This is a genomic window from Pseudochrobactrum mosebachae (genome assembly GCF_048914685.1).
Taxonomy (GTDB): domain Bacteria; phylum Pseudomonadota; class Alphaproteobacteria; order Rhizobiales; family Rhizobiaceae; genus Pseudochrobactrum.
Genome location: NZ_CP128408.1, coordinates 363,855 through 381,796 on the forward strand (window position 1 = coordinate 363,855; position 17,942 = coordinate 381,796).

Annotated in this window: 19 protein-coding genes; 6 read left to right on the forward strand and 13 right to left on the reverse strand. The window is 49.1% G+C overall.

Translation table 11 applies throughout. The annotated features are described in order from the left end of the window. Window positions 1-124: 124 nt before the first annotated feature. Window positions 125-919: a hypothetical protein gene (locus MP213Fo_RS01630; protein ID WP_421089963.1), complete on the forward strand. Its 795-nt coding sequence runs from the start codon at window positions 125-127 to the stop codon at window positions 917-919. On the opposite strand, the gene gltX is transcribed toward MP213Fo_RS01630, so the two are convergent. The 8 genes from gltX to rpiA form a co-directional block, all read right to left on the reverse strand. Next, entirely contained in the window at window positions 882-2,255 is a 1,374-nt protein-coding gene (gene gltX / locus MP213Fo_RS01635; protein WP_421089964.1) for a glutamate--tRNA ligase, read from the reverse strand. The two genes, MP213Fo_RS01630 and gltX, sit on opposite strands and share 38 nt — an antisense overlap. A 39-nt stretch (window positions 2,256-2,294) precedes the next feature. Continuing rightward, window positions 2,295-3,977 carry an NAD+ synthase gene (locus MP213Fo_RS01640; protein ID WP_421089965.1) on the reverse strand — a complete coding sequence of 561 codons (1,683 nt, stop codon included), beginning with the start codon at window positions 3,975-3,977 and terminating at the stop codon, window positions 2,295-2,297. A 108-nt stretch (window positions 3,978-4,085) separates the two neighbouring features. After that, on the reverse strand, window positions 4,086-4,454 hold the full coding sequence (locus MP213Fo_RS01645) for a pentapeptide repeat-containing protein (RefSeq protein WP_421089966.1): 369 nt from the start codon (window positions 4,452-4,454) through the stop codon (window positions 4,086-4,088). 81 nt (window positions 4,455-4,535) lie between these two features. Next, a complete protein-coding gene (locus MP213Fo_RS01650; protein ID WP_421089967.1) occupies window positions 4,536-4,901 on the reverse strand; it encodes a diacylglycerol kinase in 366 nt (121 codons plus the stop codon). A 79-nt stretch (window positions 4,902-4,980) separates the two neighbouring features. Next, entirely contained in the window at window positions 4,981-6,360 is a 1,380-nt protein-coding gene (locus MP213Fo_RS01655) for a class II 3-deoxy-7-phosphoheptulonate synthase (RefSeq protein ID WP_421089968.1), read from the reverse strand. A gap of 242 nt (window positions 6,361-6,602) precedes the next feature. Beyond that, window positions 6,603-7,997, reverse strand: a complete 1,395-nt coding sequence (gor, locus tag MP213Fo_RS01660) for a glutathione-disulfide reductase (protein ID WP_421089969.1) — start codon at window positions 7,995-7,997, stop codon at window positions 6,603-6,605. Window positions 7,998-8,275: 278 nt separating this feature from the next. Beyond that, window positions 8,276-8,800, reverse strand: coding sequence for a DUF2059 domain-containing protein (locus MP213Fo_RS01665; RefSeq protein WP_421089970.1), 525 nt, complete (start codon window positions 8,798-8,800; stop codon window positions 8,276-8,278). Window positions 8,801-8,899: 99 nt separating this feature from the next. Then, window positions 8,900-9,598, reverse strand: coding sequence for a ribose-5-phosphate isomerase RpiA (rpiA, locus tag MP213Fo_RS01670; RefSeq protein WP_421089971.1), 699 nt, complete (start codon window positions 9,596-9,598; stop codon window positions 8,900-8,902). A 314-nt stretch (window positions 9,599-9,912) separates the two neighbouring features. On the opposite strand from rpiA, the gene gph reads away from it, so the two are divergent. The 4 genes from gph to MP213Fo_RS01690 all read left to right on the forward strand — a co-directional run bounded on the left by gph (window position 9,913) and on the right by MP213Fo_RS01690 (window position 12,552). After that, window positions 9,913-10,644 (forward strand): phosphoglycolate phosphatase, encoded by a 732-nt coding sequence (gene gph / locus MP213Fo_RS01675; RefSeq protein WP_421090967.1) that lies wholly within the window; start codon window positions 9,913-9,915, stop codon window positions 10,642-10,644. Window positions 10,645-10,659: 15 nt separating this feature from the next. Beyond that, on the forward strand, window positions 10,660-11,091 hold the full coding sequence (locus MP213Fo_RS01680; protein WP_421089972.1) for a class I SAM-dependent methyltransferase: 432 nt from the start codon (window positions 10,660-10,662) through the stop codon (window positions 11,089-11,091). A gap of 50 nt (window positions 11,092-11,141) precedes the next feature. Further along, complete coding sequence (locus MP213Fo_RS01685) at window positions 11,142-11,579, forward strand: hypothetical protein (RefSeq protein WP_421089973.1); 438 nt, start codon at window positions 11,142-11,144, stop codon at window positions 11,577-11,579. 178 nt (window positions 11,580-11,757) lie between these two features. Continuing rightward, window positions 11,758-12,552 carry a hypothetical protein gene (locus tag MP213Fo_RS01690; RefSeq protein ID WP_421089974.1) on the forward strand — a complete coding sequence of 265 codons (795 nt, stop codon included), beginning with the start codon at window positions 11,758-11,760 and terminating at the stop codon, window positions 12,550-12,552. Window positions 12,553-13,185: 633 nt separating this feature from the next. On the opposite strand, the gene tgt is transcribed toward MP213Fo_RS01690, so the two are convergent. From tgt to coaD, 5 genes are all read right to left on the reverse strand, one after another. After that, entirely contained in the window at window positions 13,186-14,319 is a 1,134-nt protein-coding gene (tgt, locus tag MP213Fo_RS01695) for a tRNA guanosine(34) transglycosylase Tgt (RefSeq protein WP_421089975.1), read from the reverse strand. 25 nt (window positions 14,320-14,344) lie between these two features. Then, the gene (gene queA / locus MP213Fo_RS01700) at window positions 14,345-15,427 is read right to left on the reverse strand and encodes a tRNA preQ1(34) S-adenosylmethionine ribosyltransferase-isomerase QueA (protein WP_421089976.1); all 1,083 of its coding nucleotides are present in this window, start codon (window positions 15,425-15,427) and stop codon (window positions 14,345-14,347) included. A gap of 134 nt (window positions 15,428-15,561) precedes the next feature. Further along, window positions 15,562-16,068: a peptidylprolyl isomerase gene (locus MP213Fo_RS01705; protein WP_421089977.1), complete on the reverse strand. Its 507-nt coding sequence runs from the start codon at window positions 16,066-16,068 to the stop codon at window positions 15,562-15,564. 91 nt (window positions 16,069-16,159) lie between these two features. Continuing rightward, entirely contained in the window at window positions 16,160-16,759 is a 600-nt protein-coding gene (locus MP213Fo_RS01710) for a peptidylprolyl isomerase (RefSeq protein ID WP_421089978.1), read from the reverse strand. Window positions 16,760-16,785: 26 nt separating this feature from the next. Further along, on the reverse strand, window positions 16,786-17,280 hold the full coding sequence (gene coaD, locus MP213Fo_RS01715) for a pantetheine-phosphate adenylyltransferase (protein ID WP_421089979.1): 495 nt from the start codon (window positions 17,278-17,280) through the stop codon (window positions 16,786-16,788). Between the two features lie 232 nt (window positions 17,281-17,512). On the opposite strand from coaD, the gene MP213Fo_RS01720 reads away from it, so the two are divergent. Further along, window positions 17,513-17,689: a hypothetical protein gene (locus MP213Fo_RS01720; protein WP_421089980.1), complete on the forward strand. Its 177-nt coding sequence runs from the start codon at window positions 17,513-17,515 to the stop codon at window positions 17,687-17,689. Window positions 17,690-17,942: the final 253 nt, after the last annotated feature.

The following is a 17,942-nucleotide window of genomic DNA, read 5'->3' on the forward strand; positions in this document are numbered from 1 at the left end:
ACGCAGGTCACAAACAAATATACTCAAGTTACAATTATTATTTTAAATCAACAATTTACGAGTAATTTACCAACAATATTCATAGTTTGGTCATAGATTTTATTAATTTTTGATCGGAGTTGTTATGTTTTCAAATTTAAATATTCAATCATCTTATTTTCATATTTCGAATGAAGTTAAATTATTATTTTTAATCTGCGCTTTACTCTGCACTGCTCCGGCTTGGGCGCAAACAAACAGCGCAAACCACCTGTGTAATCTCTATGAACAGCATTTGCGGGCAACAGATTATAAAATTGCGCTCAATGCCCGCCAGAGCGCACGTGCACGTCAGATCATGCATATGCAACATCAGGCGAATAGTGATGCAAAACGCTTTTCCTGTCATGACGGCATTTTCAGTAAAGGCTCGGTCTCAGAGCAATGCAATTATATTCGCGGGGCTCAAAAGCGTCTGGAATCAGCGCTGCAACAAATATCGCATCAGGCGGCGACACCAAAACAAAGACGGATAAAACATGCAATTTATAAGGATATGCATCAATCTAATTGCCGTAACCCGCAAAGTCTTGAGCAATTGATACAAAAGAACCGGCAGGTTTCCCCCGCCAAAGTGCGCAAGCGCATTCAGCAGAATTATAACAAGCAAAAGCCGGTACAGCAGGTGGTTTTGCAACAGCCTGCCATCATTCAAGTCACCCCGAAAATGAGTGAGCCGCAAGAAAGAATACCGATCAAAGCCGTTATTTCCTATAATCCGCTGTTTTCCACACCACCAACGCCCAATATGCAAACAGAAAAAGCGGCAGAGAATTCTCCGCCGCCAATATCTTCAAAATCTGCTCTTTCAGAGCCGGTCGATTATATACCGGATCAAACGATCAGACGCGTCGGGCCAGCGTATTATCCCGCCCAATAAGCGGCAACAAATCAGCGAGCTCGGGACCCGAGCCCACACCGGTCAATGCCAGTCGTAGGGGCATGAACAAACCCTTGCCTTTACGCCCCGTCGCGGTTTTCACCGCATCTGTCCAGAGCTTCCACACATCGCTGCCCCAAGGTGCGGGTGGCAACAGATCAAAGGCTTCAGCGATAAACGCCTTATCCTCATCTGCTACCGCGTCAGCAAAAGGCTCGGTGCGATTAACAACCTCCCACCAGCCAAGCGCATCCTGCACATGATCAATATTACCACGCACAGTTGCCCAGAAATCTGCCGCTTTGTCGCCGCTGATACCCAGTACTGCAAGGCGCTCAGCAACATCGGCAAAATCCAGATGGTTGATCAGCGCACGGTTGAGACCGGTCAGATCAGCAGGGTCAAATTTGGCATTGGACTTTGAAGCATGTGACGGCTCATATCGTGCAGCCAGCTCGGCCATTGTTGGTACCGGCTCCACATTGTCCGATGTGCCGGTCAGCACTGCCAGTGATGCCACTGCCATTGGCTCAACGCCTGCATCACGCAGACTACCGACAGACAAAGCGCCGGAGCGTTTTGAAAGCCCCTCACCGCTGGTGGTGGTCAGCAGATTATGATGGCCGAACACCGGAACAACATCGCTCAATGCTTTGAAAATCGCGATTTGTGCGCCAGTATTGGTAACATGGTCATCACCGCGAATGATATGGGTGATCCCCATATCAATATCATCAACAACAGATGGTAAAGTGTAGAGATAGGTACCATCTTCACGCACAAGCACCGGATCAGACATTGAGGCCAGATCAACCGTTTGCGGCCCGCGCACCAGATCATCCCAATGGACTTCGGTACGCTGCGTTTCAAAGGGAGTGCTGGTGAAGTTTGGCAGCAGAAAACGCCAATGGGGTTTGCGGCCTTCGGCCTCAAAGGCCGCTTTTTGTTCCGCTGTCAGCTTCAGCGCATCACGGGCATAAACCGGCGGCAGCTTGCGGGTGAGACGCAGTTTACGGCGCAAATCCAGCTCTTCAGCGGTCTCATAACAAGCATAAAGCAGGCCGGCGGCTTTCAGCTTTTCAACAGCCGCATCATAAACCGCAAAACGCTTTGACTGATATTCAACCCGCGAAGGTTTAATGCCCAGCCAGTCAATATCACGGGCAATTGCCTCAGCATATTCAGTTTTCGAGCGCTCCACATCGGTATCGTCATAACGCAGAATAAAAGTGCCGTTATTTTTAAGCGCGAACAACCAGTTATACAGCGCCGGACGCGCATTGCCGATATGGATATAGCCGGTCGGAGACGGCGCAAAACGAACTGTTACAGTCATAATTATATTCTTCTTTATCTGTAGTTCAGTAGTCTGATTTCAGGAGCGGTCGCGAAACCGGTTGGTAATCGGGTAACGTCGGTCGCGGCCAAAATTTTTGGTGGTGATTTTTACGCCCGGCGCCGATTGGCGGCGCTTATATTCAGCAATATACAACAGATGCTCAACGCGTTCGACCACGGCGCGGTCATAGCCCAGCGCCACGATCTCATCCACGCTCTTCTCCTGCTCAACCAGCGCCTCCAGAACCGCATCCAGCACTGGATATGGCGGCAGCGAATCCTGATCGGTCTGCTTATCGCGCAATTCAGCGCTCGGCGCTTTATCGATGATGTTTTGCGGCACCACCTCGCCTTCTGGCCCCAACGCACCTTCAGGCAGGTGATGATTGCGCCAGTCAGCCAAGGCATAGACCTGCATCTTGTAGAGGTCTTTGATCGGGTTGAACCCGCCATTCATATCGCCATAGAGCGTGGCATAACCAACAGCCATTTCGGACTTATTGCCGGTGGTAACCACCATGGAGCCAAACTTGTTAGAAATCGCCATCAGAATAACGCCACGGGCACGGCTTTGCAGATTTTCTTCCGTCACGCCGCTTTCCGTGTCTTTGAACATCGGCTCCAGCACATTCAAAAAGCCCACAACAGGCGCTTCAATCGGCACGATATCATAGCGGCAGCCCAGAGCCTGCGCGCAATCCTTGGCATCTTTAAGCGAAATATCGGTTGTATATCGATAAGGCAGCATCACTGCATGCACACGATCTTTGCCCAGCGCATCTACAGCAAGCGCAGCACAAATAGCGGAATCAAGACCGCCGGAAAGCCCAAGCACAATGCTTTTAAAGCCGTTTTTATTCACATAATCCCGCAGGCCATGCATACAGGCCAGATAATCTGCCTCTTCGCCTTCCGGCAACCAGTTGCGCTCACCATCGTCGCACACCCAGCCCTCAGGCGTACGCGTCCAGTCAGTCAGCGATACCAGCTCCTGAAATTGCGGCAATTGCACAGCCAGATGATGATTGGCATTGATAACAAAAGACCCGCCATCAAATTGCAACTCATCCTGCCCGCCGGTCTGATTAACATAGACCAATGGCAAGCCGGTTTCCACAACCTGTCGCACAGCCACCTGATGGCGCACTTCCATTTTAGCGCGGTGATAGGGCGAGCCGTTCGGTACCAGCAGAATTTCAGCGCCACTCTCGGCCAGTGTTTCACACACGCCGAGATCACCCCAAATATCCTCGCAGACCGGAAGGCCTAAACGCACACCGCGAAAGTTAACCGGCCCCGGCATTTCACCGGCCTGAAAATTACGCTGCTCATCAAACTCGCCATAATTGGGTAAATCAACCTTAAAACGCTCGGCAATTACCTTGCCGCCATCCAGCACCATCACCGCATTATGCAATCCGCTTGCACGCTGCAAAGGTGTACCGATGATAATACCGGGGCCGCCATCAGCGGTATCTTTGGCAAATTCCTGCACCGTCTTTTCACAGGCCTGCACAAAAGCCGGTTTGGACACCAGATCTTCTGGCGGATAGCCGCAAATAAACAGCTCCGTAAACAAGATCAGATCAGCTTGTTTATCAGCCGCAATTTTACGGGCCGCACGGGCTTTTTCCAGATTACCATGAAGATCACCCATGACCGGATTTAACTGGGCAAGCGCGATACGTAATTTATCGGGAGATGTGGTTATTGTGCTCATGAGTAAGCATTACCGCGGCTGCAATTTTCTTGCAATGAGAAACGGGGCAGATCAACGAATCCAAGCGCAGTTATTCAAGTTTGCAAAGGTACGAAAGCTGCTGTGTATTCAGGCTTTTGTCTGCTCATAGGCTTTGACCAGATCACTCACCAGAACCCCGTTTATCCGCATACCAGTCAGATCAGCATTGCTGATCTCTGCATTTGCCAATGTAGCATCCGTTATAACGAGGTTCGACAGATTGGCATTGGTAATTGAGATTCCGGACAAATTCACATTGTTCAAACGCGCGCCGGAGAGATTAACATCATCAAAAGCTGCATCGCTCAAATTCGTATCGGTGAATTTAGCCTTGGTCAAAACGGCATAAAACTGGGCATTTGCAAGGTTTACTCCATGAAACTCCGTATTGGCCATATCCGCATGATCATAGCGGACATTCTGCATCTGTGCCCCGTTGAATACATGCTCACTCATTGCCGCTCCTCCCGAAGCCGTTGGTTTCCCCATTAAATCATGCCGCTGTTAAGACGCTGTCACACTCAACTATATCTTTATTCAGGCAGGAAAAACCAGCGTCAGCACATATGGCCAAAGATGATAAATCCACACGGCTGCGCACATGACGGAGGCGATAAGCACGGCAAGCGAACCACAATCTTTGGCAATCTGAATGTCTTTTTTGAAATCACGGCTGATAGCATTACAAGCCGCTTCCACCGACGTATTGATAATCTCAACCAGTAACAAAAACAGCACCGCGCCGATCAGGATTAAAAATGCCGCGATATCAGCCGCCACGAACCATGCTGCAGGCAGTGCAAGCAATAACAGCACCAGCTCCTGCTGCACGGGTTTTTCATGGCGCGCCAAATGGTTGAGTGCACGCATAGAGTTGATAAATGCCTTAAAAATGCGCTCCATGATGCCCTCAAAATAGCCTGTATTTATAAATAAAGCGGGCTAAACCTAGCCCGCTCTAATTATTGTTAAGCGTTAAAAATCAAGCGATTGCCGCAAGTCTTTCAGGTTGTGAATCACGGTCTTTCTTGAGCAGCTCTGCCACCAGAAAAGCCAGCTCCAAAGCTTGATCTGCATTGAGGCGCGGATCGCAATGCGTGTGGTAACGATCCGACAATTCTTCTGCAGAAATCGCCCGTGCACCACCGGTGCATTCGGTCACATTCTTGCCGGTCATTTCAATATGAATACCGCCAGCATGGGTACCTTCAGCCTGATGCACTTCAAAGAAGCTCTGTACTTCCTTGAGGATACGATCAAACGGACGGGTCTTGTAACCGGCAGCTGTAATCGTATTGCCATGCATCGGATCACAGGACCACACAACTTTGCGGCCCTCTTTTTCCACAGCGCGGATCAAACGCGGCAGATGCTCTTCAACCTTGTCATAACCAAAACGGGCAATCAGGGTCAGACGGCCGGCTTCATTTTCCGGATTGAGCTTGTCAATCAAACGAAGGAGATCATCTGCTTCCAGCGACGGGCCACATTTCATACCGATCGGGTTTTTAACACCGCGACAATATTCAATATGCGCATGATCAAGCTGACGGGTACGATCACCGATCCACATCATATGGCCGGATGTGCCATACCAATCGCCCGAGGTTGAATCCACACGGGTCAGTGCTTCTTCATAACCAAGCAACAAAGCTTCATGGCTGGTATAAAAATCTGTTTCACGCAGTGCATGATTGCTCTCTGCAGTGATACCGATTGAGCGCATGAAATCCATAGTTTCGGAAATACGGTTTGCCAATGCGCCATAACGTTCACTCTGCGGGCTGTCGCTCAGAAAGCCGAGTGTCCATTTATGTACGTTTTCCAGATTGGCATAGCCACCTTGCGCAAAAGCGCGCAGCAGGTTCAGCGTTGCCGCTGACTGGCGATAAACCATTTCCTGACGGTTCGGATCCGGAATACGCGATGCTTCATTGAACTCGATACCATTGATCACATCACCGCGATATGATGGCAGTTCAACACCGTTAATGGTTTCCATGTCACTTGAGCGCGGCTTGGCAAACTGACCGGCGATACGGCCAATTTTTACCACAGGCTTTGAGCCGCCATAGGTCAGCACAACAGCCATTTGCAAAAACACGCGGAAAAAGTCGCGGATATTGTCCGCGCCATGTTCCGCAAAGCTTTCTGCACAATCGCCGCCCTGTAAAAGGAAGGCGCGACCTTCAGCCACTTCAGCCAATTGCTTGGTAAGCTTGCGCGCTTCCCCTGCAAAGACCAAAGGCGGATATGTACGCAGACGAGCCTCGACATCGGCCAAAGCCTGCGCGTCCGGATAAGAAGGCACCTGCTTGATCGGCATGCTTCTCCAGGATTGCGGTGTCCAGTTCTTCGTCATTATAGCACCTGTTTTATTTCAGATTTTAAGTAATATTATCCCCAGTCCCCATGCATAGTTTGCATAGCGACATCACACATATAATCAAATCCACAGCAATTAACCAGCCGCAATTACATCCTCAGCATGCAGCGTGGCATTTTTGCCAAAATCACAGTGAAATCTTGTAATTTTATGACAAAAAAACCGGTAATATCACGATTACCGGTTTTTCTTAAATTCACTGTCAAAACTTTTTAAGATCAGCTTTCACGCACACCATTCACCAATCGGTAGCTCGGGCTGTACATGGTCACAAATTCTTCAGCCGCTGACGGATGCAGTGCCATTGTACGGTCGAAATCATCTTTAGTCGCGCTCGCCTTCAAGGCAATACCAAGCAGCTGTGCCATTTCACCGGCATCAGGCCCCAGCACATGGGCACCCACAACTTTGCGGCTGTCACCATCCACCACCAGCTTGGTCAGCATCTTATCTGAACGCCCTGCCAGCGTGTTACGCATCGGGCGGAAATGCGCACGATACACTTCAACATTGGTATATTGCTTGGCTGCATCTTCTTCTGAAAGGCCAACCGTGCCGATCTCAGGCTGCGAAAACACTGCGGTCGGGATCAGTTCATGATCCGGACGCATCGCATTGCCCTTAAATGCAGTTTCAAGGAAGCACATTGACTCGTGAATGGCGACCGGTGTGAGCTGTACGCGATTGGTCACATCGCCAACTGCCCAGATATTTTCAACATTGGTGTGTGAATAAGCATCGACTACGACGGAGCCATCGCCAGCCATCGCCACACCGGCCGCTTCAAGGCCAAGACCCTTAGTGTTCGGCACGCGGCCAATAGCCTGCAATACCTGATCGGCGGCCAGCACATCGCCATTGCTCAAAGAAACACTCAGGCTATGCTCGCCTTCAGCTTCATGCACAGCAGTAATTTTAGCTTCTGTTACAATGCGGATGCCTTTTTCAATCATCGCATCATTCAAAAGCGTGAACAAATCGCTGTCAAAGCGCGACAGCAATTGCTTACCGCGATAGACAATTGTGGTTTCAACACCCAATCCATTGAATATACCGGCAAATTCAACCGCAATATAACCGCCGCCCTGAATGACGATAGATTTTGGCAGGCTTTTCAGATCAAAAACCTGATCGGAATTCACGCATAATTCATGGCCGGGCATGCTCTCATCCATAAACGGACGGCCACCGGTTGCGATCAGAATGGTTTCAGCGGTCACTGTCTTACCAAGAGCGGTCAACTCAATCGTATGCGCATCTTTCAAAACGGCGCGCGAGGCAAAGATTTCAGTTTTCGCACTATTCAGCCCCTTGGCATACAAGCCTTCGAGGCGGGTAATTTCAGCCTCTTTATTGGCGACAAGGCGCGACCAGTCAAAACTGCGCTCACCAACTGTCCAGCCATAGCCGGCTGCATCGCTGAAATGCTCCGGAAACTGTGATGCATACACATAGAGCTTCTTCGGTACGCAACCGCGAATCACACATGTGCCGCCCATGCGGAACTCTTCGGCCAGCCCGACCCGTTTTCCCATGCTTCCGGCAAGACGCCCCGCACGCACACCGCCGGAACCGCCACCGATCACAAACAGGTCATAGTCATAACTGGTCATTTATCTGAACCTTTATACTGCAGCAGAATATGTAGTTTTCCATATCCGTTTAACAAGACCACACTGCGAAAGCCAGTGTGGTTTACGCCGCACACAGTCATGCAGACAAAAAAGCCCGGCTTTGAGGCCGGGCTTTTTTTCAAACGTAAATCTGCTTTTCAGCAAACTATCTGCCTGCCTGGCAGCGGGTTTTGCGCTACTTACTCTGCAGCGGGCGCTGCGCTACTTACTCTGCGGCGGGCGCTGCGCTACTTACTCTGCGGCGGGCGCTGCGCTACTTACTCTGCGGCGGGCGCTGCGCTTCCGGCAGCCTTAGACAAGACTTCGCCAGTCTGTGTTGCCAGATCTCGTGCAACGCCGTTCTGCCAGACTTCAGCAGCCTTCAGCACTTCACGCGTAACAATCGGACCTTCAGAAATCAGCTTCTTACCAGCTTCTGAAGTGTAAAATGTGCTGATTGCCTTGAGCTCATCTTCCGTGAAAGAATTCGCATATGCGCGGGCAGCTTCAGTTTCCAAATCTGAACGGCGTGCAGCAAGTGCGATCGCCTTATCATCAACCGTTTTGGTGATGATTGCTTCAAGATTAGGATCTTTCTGAATCAGCTCGGCTTTCAGCGCCTGTGCAGCACGCGGCAAAATACCGTCAAACTGTTCAGTGGCGCCAATGGCTGCAATAGCAGCACGCGCGGCAGCCAAATGAGACTGCGAAGCCTCCTGAGCCTGCGCGAGATTGACACCTGCCAGCACTGTAAGCGCCACGACAGGCGCAAGAAGACGGCGATAGCCAATTGCCTTGGTCATATGGTCAATACTCCGTTTTATTTTATTCAGACTGCGCCCGATTTATCATGCGCTTTATTTATGTTTCCTGACGAGATGCCAGATATTACGAACCCAAAACTACGAAATAGTGCGGATACCTGATGTGCCGGCAATGATTGCAGTACGGGCAAGCCCGATAAACAAACCATGCTCCACCACCCCCGGTATGGCAAAGAGTGCATCTGATAATGCTCTTGTATCCGGAATGCGGCCAAAAGATGCATCCAGAATATAATGCCCGCCATCAGTCACGAAAATTGCATCATCTTTCATGCGCAGCGCCAAAGGCGCCTCAAGACCGAGATCGGAAATCGCTTGTTCTATTGCCCGTTTGGTTGCTGCCAACCCAAAGCGGTTTACTTCAACCGGCAGCGGAAAACGCCCCAGCACATCCACCACTTTTGATTCGTCCGCAATCACAATCATAGCATCAGATGCGGCAGCGACAATTTTCTCACGCAGTAAAGCACCGCCGCCACCTTTAATAAGCGACAATTGCCCGTCCACCTCATCAGCGCCATCAATAGTGAGGTCAAGATGCGGTGTTTCTTCCAAAGTTGTCAGCGGCACGCCAAGCTCTTCGCACAGGGCAGCTGTGCGTTCCGAGGTCGGCACACCGATAATCTCAAAACCTTCAGCCACTTTAACGCTAAGCAAACGCACAAATTCCTCAGCCGTTGAGCCGGTGCCGATGCCAAGCTTCATCCCACTTTTAACATAAGTGAGTGCTTGTGCTGCAGCCGCAATTTTCAACTGACGCGGATCAACCGAACTCATAAACTGCTTCCTGTACCTTTATCAGTGCAGTGAGAAACTGCTTAATTGTTTGAGGGTATCTCGCCCCAAACAATGCCCCTCTTAAAGCCCGCCTGCTGCAGAAATTGCGCGAAACCAGCTTAATACCGTATCGCATGTAGCACGCGCGCAACGCACGGCAAATATATTATTATAATCATTTTGCCGATTTGCTGAAAAAGACTATCAATTCACCGGATTATAAGAGAGTTTTACGGTAAATTATGCTGCATGCAGCGCCGTATTTCATTTACAAGGCTCAGTTTCAGGAGCCGGATATGTACGAAGGGTCAGATATGTCAGATATTTCCGTCCACACCACCGCTTCAACCCCGACTGGCAAGCCAATCGTGGTTTTTGATCTCGACGGCACTCTGGTTGATACAGCGCCTGACCTTCTCGACAGTCTCAATCACTGCCTGATTGCCGGTGGTCTTACTCCCGCTGATCCCGCCGCCTTACGCAAATTTGTCGGTTCCGGCGCCAAGGTCATGATTGAACGGGCATATCAAGCACAAAACAAACATCTGAGCGACGAGCAGATGCAAAAATTGTTCAAATTATTCATGGAGCATTATAACGGCAATATGCCCGGCAGCTCTGCCTTTTACCCCGGCGTGCTTGCCTGCCTCGACGCACTCAAACAAGCCGGATACATACTCGCTGTCTGCACAAATAAATTCGAAGTCAGTGCTAAGAAACTACTTGAAGGCCTGGGCGAAGCACAGCGTTTTGCTGTAATCTGCGGACAAGACACTTTTCCTTACCGCAAGCCTGATCCACGCCATCTCACTGATACAATCAAGCTTGCCGGCGGCAATCCGCTGCAAGCGGTTATGGTGGGTGACAGCCGCGCCGATATTGATGCGGCCAAAGCTGCGGGGATACCGGTGATTGCGGTGGATTTCGGCTATACAGACCTGCATGTTTCGCATTTTGAACCAAGCCGCATAATCTCGCATTTCAATGCGCTGACCACAGACATGGTTGCCGAATTAATGTCAGCGGCGAAACAAGCCGCAGAGTAGCAAGGGCTATGCATCATGAGCCGAAAACAAGATATCGCAGCCACACAATCATTCGGCCACACCATTGATTTTGGTAAGACCGCTTCTGATTACCGCAATTTCAGAGCGGGTTTTCCGCCAGAGTTTTTTGATGCCCTGATCAAATGCAACTATATCCGCCCGCAGCAAGTGGCGCTGGATATTGGCACAGGAACCGGCACTGTTGCCCGTGGTCTTGCTGAAAAGCATCTAAACGTTACCGGTATTGACCCAGCTCAAACCCTGCTTGATGAAGCGGCTCAGCTCGATCAATCTGCCGGTGTTAACGTGCGCTATAAAACTGGAAGTGCAGAGAGCCTGCCGGAGCCTGATAGAAGCTTTGATGTGCTGACCGCGGGGCAATGCTGGCATTGGTTTGACCGCGCTAGAGCGGGTAACCTGCAGATTGGATCGCAGCGCTCGCTCTAGATTTTAGAGTTTTCGCATTGTCATATCTATCAAGTTGATTCAACTTGATAGTGAAATGCTCTAAGGCCGCCAGTGAAGCAAAGCGGGTTCTAAAACCTGAAGGCCGTATTATTATTGCGCATTTCGACTGGCTACCCTTTGCGGGCAATGTGATTGAAGCAACAGAAAGTCTGATTTTGCGCTACAATCCCAATTGGAAAATGGCGGGTGGCACCGGCATTTATCCGCAATGGCTGCAGGATTTAGCCGAAGCAGGATTTCAGTCAATTGAGACTTTTTCCTTTGATCAGTCCGTTTTTTATAGCCATGAAGCATGGCGTGGCCGGATCAGAGCCAGTGCCGGTGTCAAAGCCAGCCTGACAGCGGAACGCACGGCACAATTCGACAATGAACTCGCTCAGCTTTTGAAAAATCAGTTCCCTGCCGATCCGTTAACAATTCCGCATCGGATTTGGGCTGTTACAGCCGTTAACATCAAAGGCACCTGATCGTATAATATATTTTACTACAATTCCATTGAAAGCGAATACGTATCGAACCCTATTATAGGGGTTTCCAAAATAAAATGACTAACTTAAAATAAAACCTCTGCAATAATAAATACAGCTCAATAGATTAAAAAATATTATATTTAAAAATTTACTTAAAATAAAAACTGGAATATTTATGGTACCAAATAATTATTTTAAAGATGAATCAGTTCATACGACTTTAAACGATACAAATATTTTGGATTTCATTATAAACTCTAACCTTAATAAATCCGTACAAAAAATTGGACTTGAATATTATCGCCCCTTACAGGAGGAATCCTTACGTTACAACAAACCCAAACCTATCAAAATCCTCGAAATCAATCGAAACAACGGAAATTTTTGTTTCATTGATACTCATAAATACTTTTGGCGCCTGAATTTAACTTCGGAAGGTTTGCCGCCATCTTTATTCGAAGGCAGAAGTTCGAGCTCCAGAATAGACACCAGATTCCTTAACTCAAGAGAATATTCTGATTTTATTTTAGAGAAGCTACCAAAGATCAATCAGTTCTTTGATATAAATATTACGAAGTTACGCATGCTTAGTAGCTATAGCGCAGATGGAGGAGACAAATCGCTTGCTGCACAAGTCGCCAATAATACAGGTTTAATAGTGAAGGCCTATGAAGGCGCTCTAAATTTAAGAATGTCTGCTGATAGTCTAATTGCAATAACCGAGAAAACCGGCGGCTTATACAATTTTCAAAAAATGCCAATTGCATCCAGCCTCATGGGTGTAGAGCGTCTCGAGAAATGGAAGCCACAAACCAGCAAGGTGCTCCCCTTCTATAAGCCTGACTGGACACCAGAAACGAATCCAAGATGGAATTTTTTGAATAAATCAACATGGATTCCGGTTAACAACTCCAGGCAATTTTCTCCAAAACCAACTGAAACAAGTAAAAATGCAATAAATTACAGATAAACGAATATTACTATACTTAAAATAAAACATAATAACTACTATCAAAATTAATGATATTTGGAGGCAGACTATATTGTGGATAAAAACGAAACAATTGGCGTTTAAATATCCGTAAAGGGAATCGAGCCGCTGTTCGGAAAAAGCACATCGTTCTTCATCGATCTATATAACGAGCAGTTACAGTGCGAATGGCGGGAAAAAAACATTTGCTGCCCAGGACGCAAAACGCACTGACGTAATAATTAAGGCTTACAATGGCCCCATAAAGCCATATTTGTTAGTTTCCCAACTTGCCTTCCACAGCATGTAACATTGTAGCGAAAAGAACCTTGAAGAACTGCCTTGTGCAGCAAAATTGACAGGTTTAAATAGTTTACAAAAACGTGATGATCAGAGCGGAAGCTTGAAGCCTTACAAAATGCAGTGGTATTTTATCCCACTGAGAGACTATGACCATCTCCGACTGAGCCTGCTTACTAGTTGTATTCGCCTACTATTATAGTGCGTGCCTTTATGAACCGATACATCCCTTTTATTAAAACAACAAAGGGATGTATCGTCTTAGAGCCCTTCTCATCAGCACTATATCGCCGCTTGGCACATTACAGAGGCGCTATATCGCCGCTTGCTGCGTTACAGAGGCGCTATATCGCCTCTGGCCCATTCTTCCGTAGTCACTTCCGAGAAAGCAACAAAACGGCCAGCCTCAATCGCATCGCGGATGCCCTGCATCAAGCTCTGGTAATAATGCAGATTATTCCATGTCAGCAACATTCCACCCAGTGCCTCATTGGCCTTAACCAGATGATGCAGATATGCGCGGCTATAATCCCGCGAAGCCGGACAGGTTGAAGTCTCATCCAGCGGGCGATGGTCATCCGCATGGCGTGCATTGCGCAGGTTCACCTTGCCACGGCGTGTAAATGCCAGACCATGCCGCCCCGCACGGGTCGGCATCACACAATCAAACATATCAATGCCGCGTGCCACCGATTTCAGCATATCATCCGGTGTGCCAACGCCCATCAGATAGCGCGGTTTTTCTTCCGGCAGGATCGGGCATGTCACATCCAGCATATCCAGCATCACCGCCTGCGGCTCACCCACTGCAAGCCCGCCAACGGCATAACCTTTGAGGTCCATGTCTTTCAGCGCCTGTGCCGACTGTTCGCGCAACTGCACATTATCGCCGCCCTGCACGATACCAAACATTGCCTTGCCCGGCTGGTTACCGAAAGCCGTTTTGCAACGCTCGGCCCAGCGCAATGAAAGCTCCATCGCTTTTTGCATGGTCTTAAATGTTGCAGGCAGTGCTGTACATTCATCGAGCTGCATCTGAATATCGCTATCCAGCAGCCCCTGAATTTCAATCGAACGTTCAGGCGACATTTCATAGGCGCGGCCGTCAATATGCGAACGGAATGTAACACCCTGCTCTGTCAGCTTGCGTAACTTTGCCAGCGACATCACCTGAAACCCGCCGGAATCTGTGAGAATTGGCCCTTGCCAGCCGCCAAATTCGTGCAAACCGCCAAGCCGTGCCACACGTTCCGCACCCGGTCGCAGCATCAAATGATAGGTATTGCCGAGAATGATATCGGCACCCAGATCTTTAACCTGATCCATATACATGGCTTTAACCGTGCCGGCAGTGCCAACAGGCATAAAAGCCGGTGTACGTATGGTGCCGCGCGGCATGGTAATTTCACCACGACGGGCTTTGCCGTCTGTTGCCAGCACTTTAAACTCAAAATTTTCGCTGCTCATATCAAAACTCTTGCTAGAACCCGCTTTACAGGTTGCTGTCACGACGGGTTAAAAGGCTGGCATCGCCATAGGAATAGAAGCGGTACTCATGACTGATCGCATGGCTATAGGCGGCTTGCATTGTTTCATAACCACTAAAGGCCGAAACCAGCATGAAAAGCGTGGAGCGCGGCAGATGAAAATTGGTCATCAGCATATCGATCGCACGAAATTTATAACCAGGCGTGATGAAAATATCTGTCGCACCTGACCATGGACGAATAACACCATCTTCACCGGTTGCACTCTCGATCAGGCGCAGTGATGTGGTGCCGACTGAGATGATGCGGCCACCACGCTCATGCACACGGTTAAGTGCAGCAGCTGTAGCCTCAGAAACGTAGCCAATCTCTGCATGCATTTTATGGTCTGCGGTATCATCCGCTTTTACGGGTAAAAATGTTCCGGCACCCACATGCAGCGTCACAAAATGCTCTTCAACACCTTTGGCGCGAATCCGCTCCAGCAATTCCGGCGTAAAGTGCAAACCGGCGGTCGGGGCTGCCACTGCCCCTTCTTCACGGGCATAGACGGTTTGATAATCCTGCAAATCCTGTGCGTCTTCTGCACGTTTTGAGGCAATATAGGGCGGCAGCGGAATATGCCCTACCGAAGCAATCCCCTCATCAAGCAGCGCGCCGGAAACGTCAAAAACCAGCAAGGCTTCACCGCTATCGTGCTTTTCTGTAACCGTTGCATCTAATGTGCCCAGCATGCAGCTTGAGCCTGCATGACCAAAACGGATACGCTCGCCTAGTTTTACACGTTTAGCGGGGCGCAAAAATGCTTTCCAGCGATCCGGGCCGGTGCGCATATGCAAAGTCGCGCTAATCTGCGCCACGGTGCCATCGCGCTCACGTGTGCCCTCTAGCTGCGCCGGAATAACTTTAGTGTCGTTGAATACCAGCGCATCTCCGGCCTGCAACAGATCCGGCAGATCGCAGACATGCAAATCCTGCAAGGCAGCATCGGGAATAACCCGTAACAGCTTTGCCTGATCGCGCGGAACCATGGGGCGCAATGCGATATTGGCTTCCGGCAGATCAAAATCAAACAGATCGACGCGCATTGCTGGCCTCAATTTTCGCAGAAATTATAATTTTCAGAGTAAACATTGCCCTGCAATACAGAACAGCGGGCAAAAAATAAAGGGCACGTTACAGCATAAGCCATAACGTGCCCTTTATATGTCATATGTTGCTATCAGATATCAGCAGCAATCTTAGCCGAAGTGATGGAATCCGGATCAACAACCGGCTCACCGCGCTTGATTTTGTCGACATTATCCATGCCTTCAATAACCTGACCCCAAACCGAATACTGACGATCCAGCCAAGGTGCATCGGTAAAGCAGATATAGAACTGCGAGTTAGCCGAATTCGGGTTCTGGCTGCGTGCCATCGAGCAAGTGCCGCGAACGTGCTTAACATTCGAGAACTCGGCCTTCAGGTCCGGCTTGTCGGAACCGCCCATGCCGGCACGACCCGGGTTGAAGCTTGCGCCGCCCTGCTTGCCGAATTTAACGTCGCCGGTCTGCGCCATGAAGCCGTCGATTACACGGTGAAACAGCACACCGTCATAAGCGCCTTCACGGGCCAGTTCCTTGATACGGGCAACATGGCCTGGTGCCAGCTCAGGGTAGAGTTCAATCGCAACGGTACCCTTAGTGGTTTCCAGTACCAGTGTATTTTCCGGATCTTTATAAGCCATCGGGCTTCTCCTGTCGTGGTTCACATCCTGCCCTCAAACTTATTTTATATGAGCAGTTATATAATGTGGTGTTATTTGAAATAGTACCGGCTTATTTACGATCGGCCAGAACAATGGCTTTAACGATACGGTCAGGATTATCAACCGAACCATTGGCAGATTTACTGCCCTTTTTGATTTTATCTACGACTTCCATGCCGCTGACCACTTCACCGACCACTGTATATTGGCCATTGAGGAAAGCGCCTTCGTCAAACATGATGAAAAACTGCGAATTGGCAGAATCCGGAGCCTGACTGCGCGCCATACCAACTGTGCCGCGGATAAATGGCTGCTTAGAGAATTCAGCTGGCAGATTACCATAGGATGAACCGCCGGTGCCTGCACGACCAGGCTGATAATCCTTGTCGGCATTGCCATATTGCACATCGCCGGTCTGCGCCATAAAGCCTTCAATCACACGGTGAAAGACCACACCGTTATAAGCCCCGTCTCGCACCAGCTTTTTAATCTGCTCAACATGTTTGGGTGCCAGATCAGGGCGCAGTTCAATAGCTACATCGCCATCTTTAAGCGTCAAAATCACTGTATTTTCAGGATCTGCGGCCTGCGCGCTGCCTGTGTGCATAATAGCTGTGGCTGAAAAAGCGAGAAAGGCTGTTACAGCCAGTATTTTACGCAAGAATGACATGATTTTCCCTGTGTGAATCTGAAATTTTACTTACTTAGCTTGTGCCGGAGAGCTTCTGCGACCGGTTTTGGTACAAAACCACTGACATCACCGCCCATTGAGGCAATCTGGCGTACCAGTGTGGCAGTAATAAAACGCACATCGGGAGATGCCGGCAGGAATATTGTCTGAACTGAGGGAACCATGCCCGCATTCATACCCGCCATCTGCATCTCATAATCAAAGTCCGTGGCATCACGCAGGCCCCGTATCATCAGCGTGGCATTAAGACTTTGAGCTGTATCGACCACCAGACCGCTGAAACTGGTATAATCTATGCGTTGATTATCAGCGCCAAAAGCTTGCTCACCAACTTCGCGCAGCAGGCCCACGCGCTCTTCAAAGCTGAACATTGGCACTTTATCCGGATGAACGCCGATAGCGACAATCACTTTGTCTGCCAGCCCCAAAGCGCCGCGCAGTACATCCAGATGACCATTGGTGACCGGATCAAAGGATCCCGCATAGAGAGCTGTTTTCATAGTTTAGAATTAGTCGTTCTGGTCATAAATTTCAATGTCTAAGTCTTCAAGTCTGCTGCATTTCACCGGCATTGCTATTTATGACGGTTTTATAAAGATGAACGCAGCATGAATGGTGCAATCAGCAGCAATTCATACATTAAAGCGGATATTGAAGATCCTAGCCAAGTTTTTTGACCGTTTATGCAACCTTTGTCGTGGTTGTGCGTATTATAAACGAAAGGATAAAATGATGATGCTATTTCTTCTCGCAGTCTCAATGATCGTAGCGATGATGTTTGCAGCCATTATCCTGATGATCGAGGAAAGTGCCCATAAGCGTCTGAGCGATCAGAAATCCGCTTTCAATCTTCGTTCTGTGCGCCGTATGGCGCGCGGTGCCCGATCAAAACATATTACGCATGCCTAAAATTACATCACCTTGGTTTTGCCTGAATCAGGCCTAAATCAGCACAAAGTGCCTGTTTAATGTTCAGTTTAGTTTTCAGCCGGATCCTCCAGTCCAGCTTAATTAAGACGGTGTGAGAAGACACCGTCTTTTTTCTTGCCCGGATTTTAAAACCGGAAACAAAAAACGCCCTGTCATTGCTGGCAGGGCGTTTTGTTTTTTTAGGCTTGATCAAACGAGACTAGAGCGGTTTACGTTTAAACTGGATCATGCA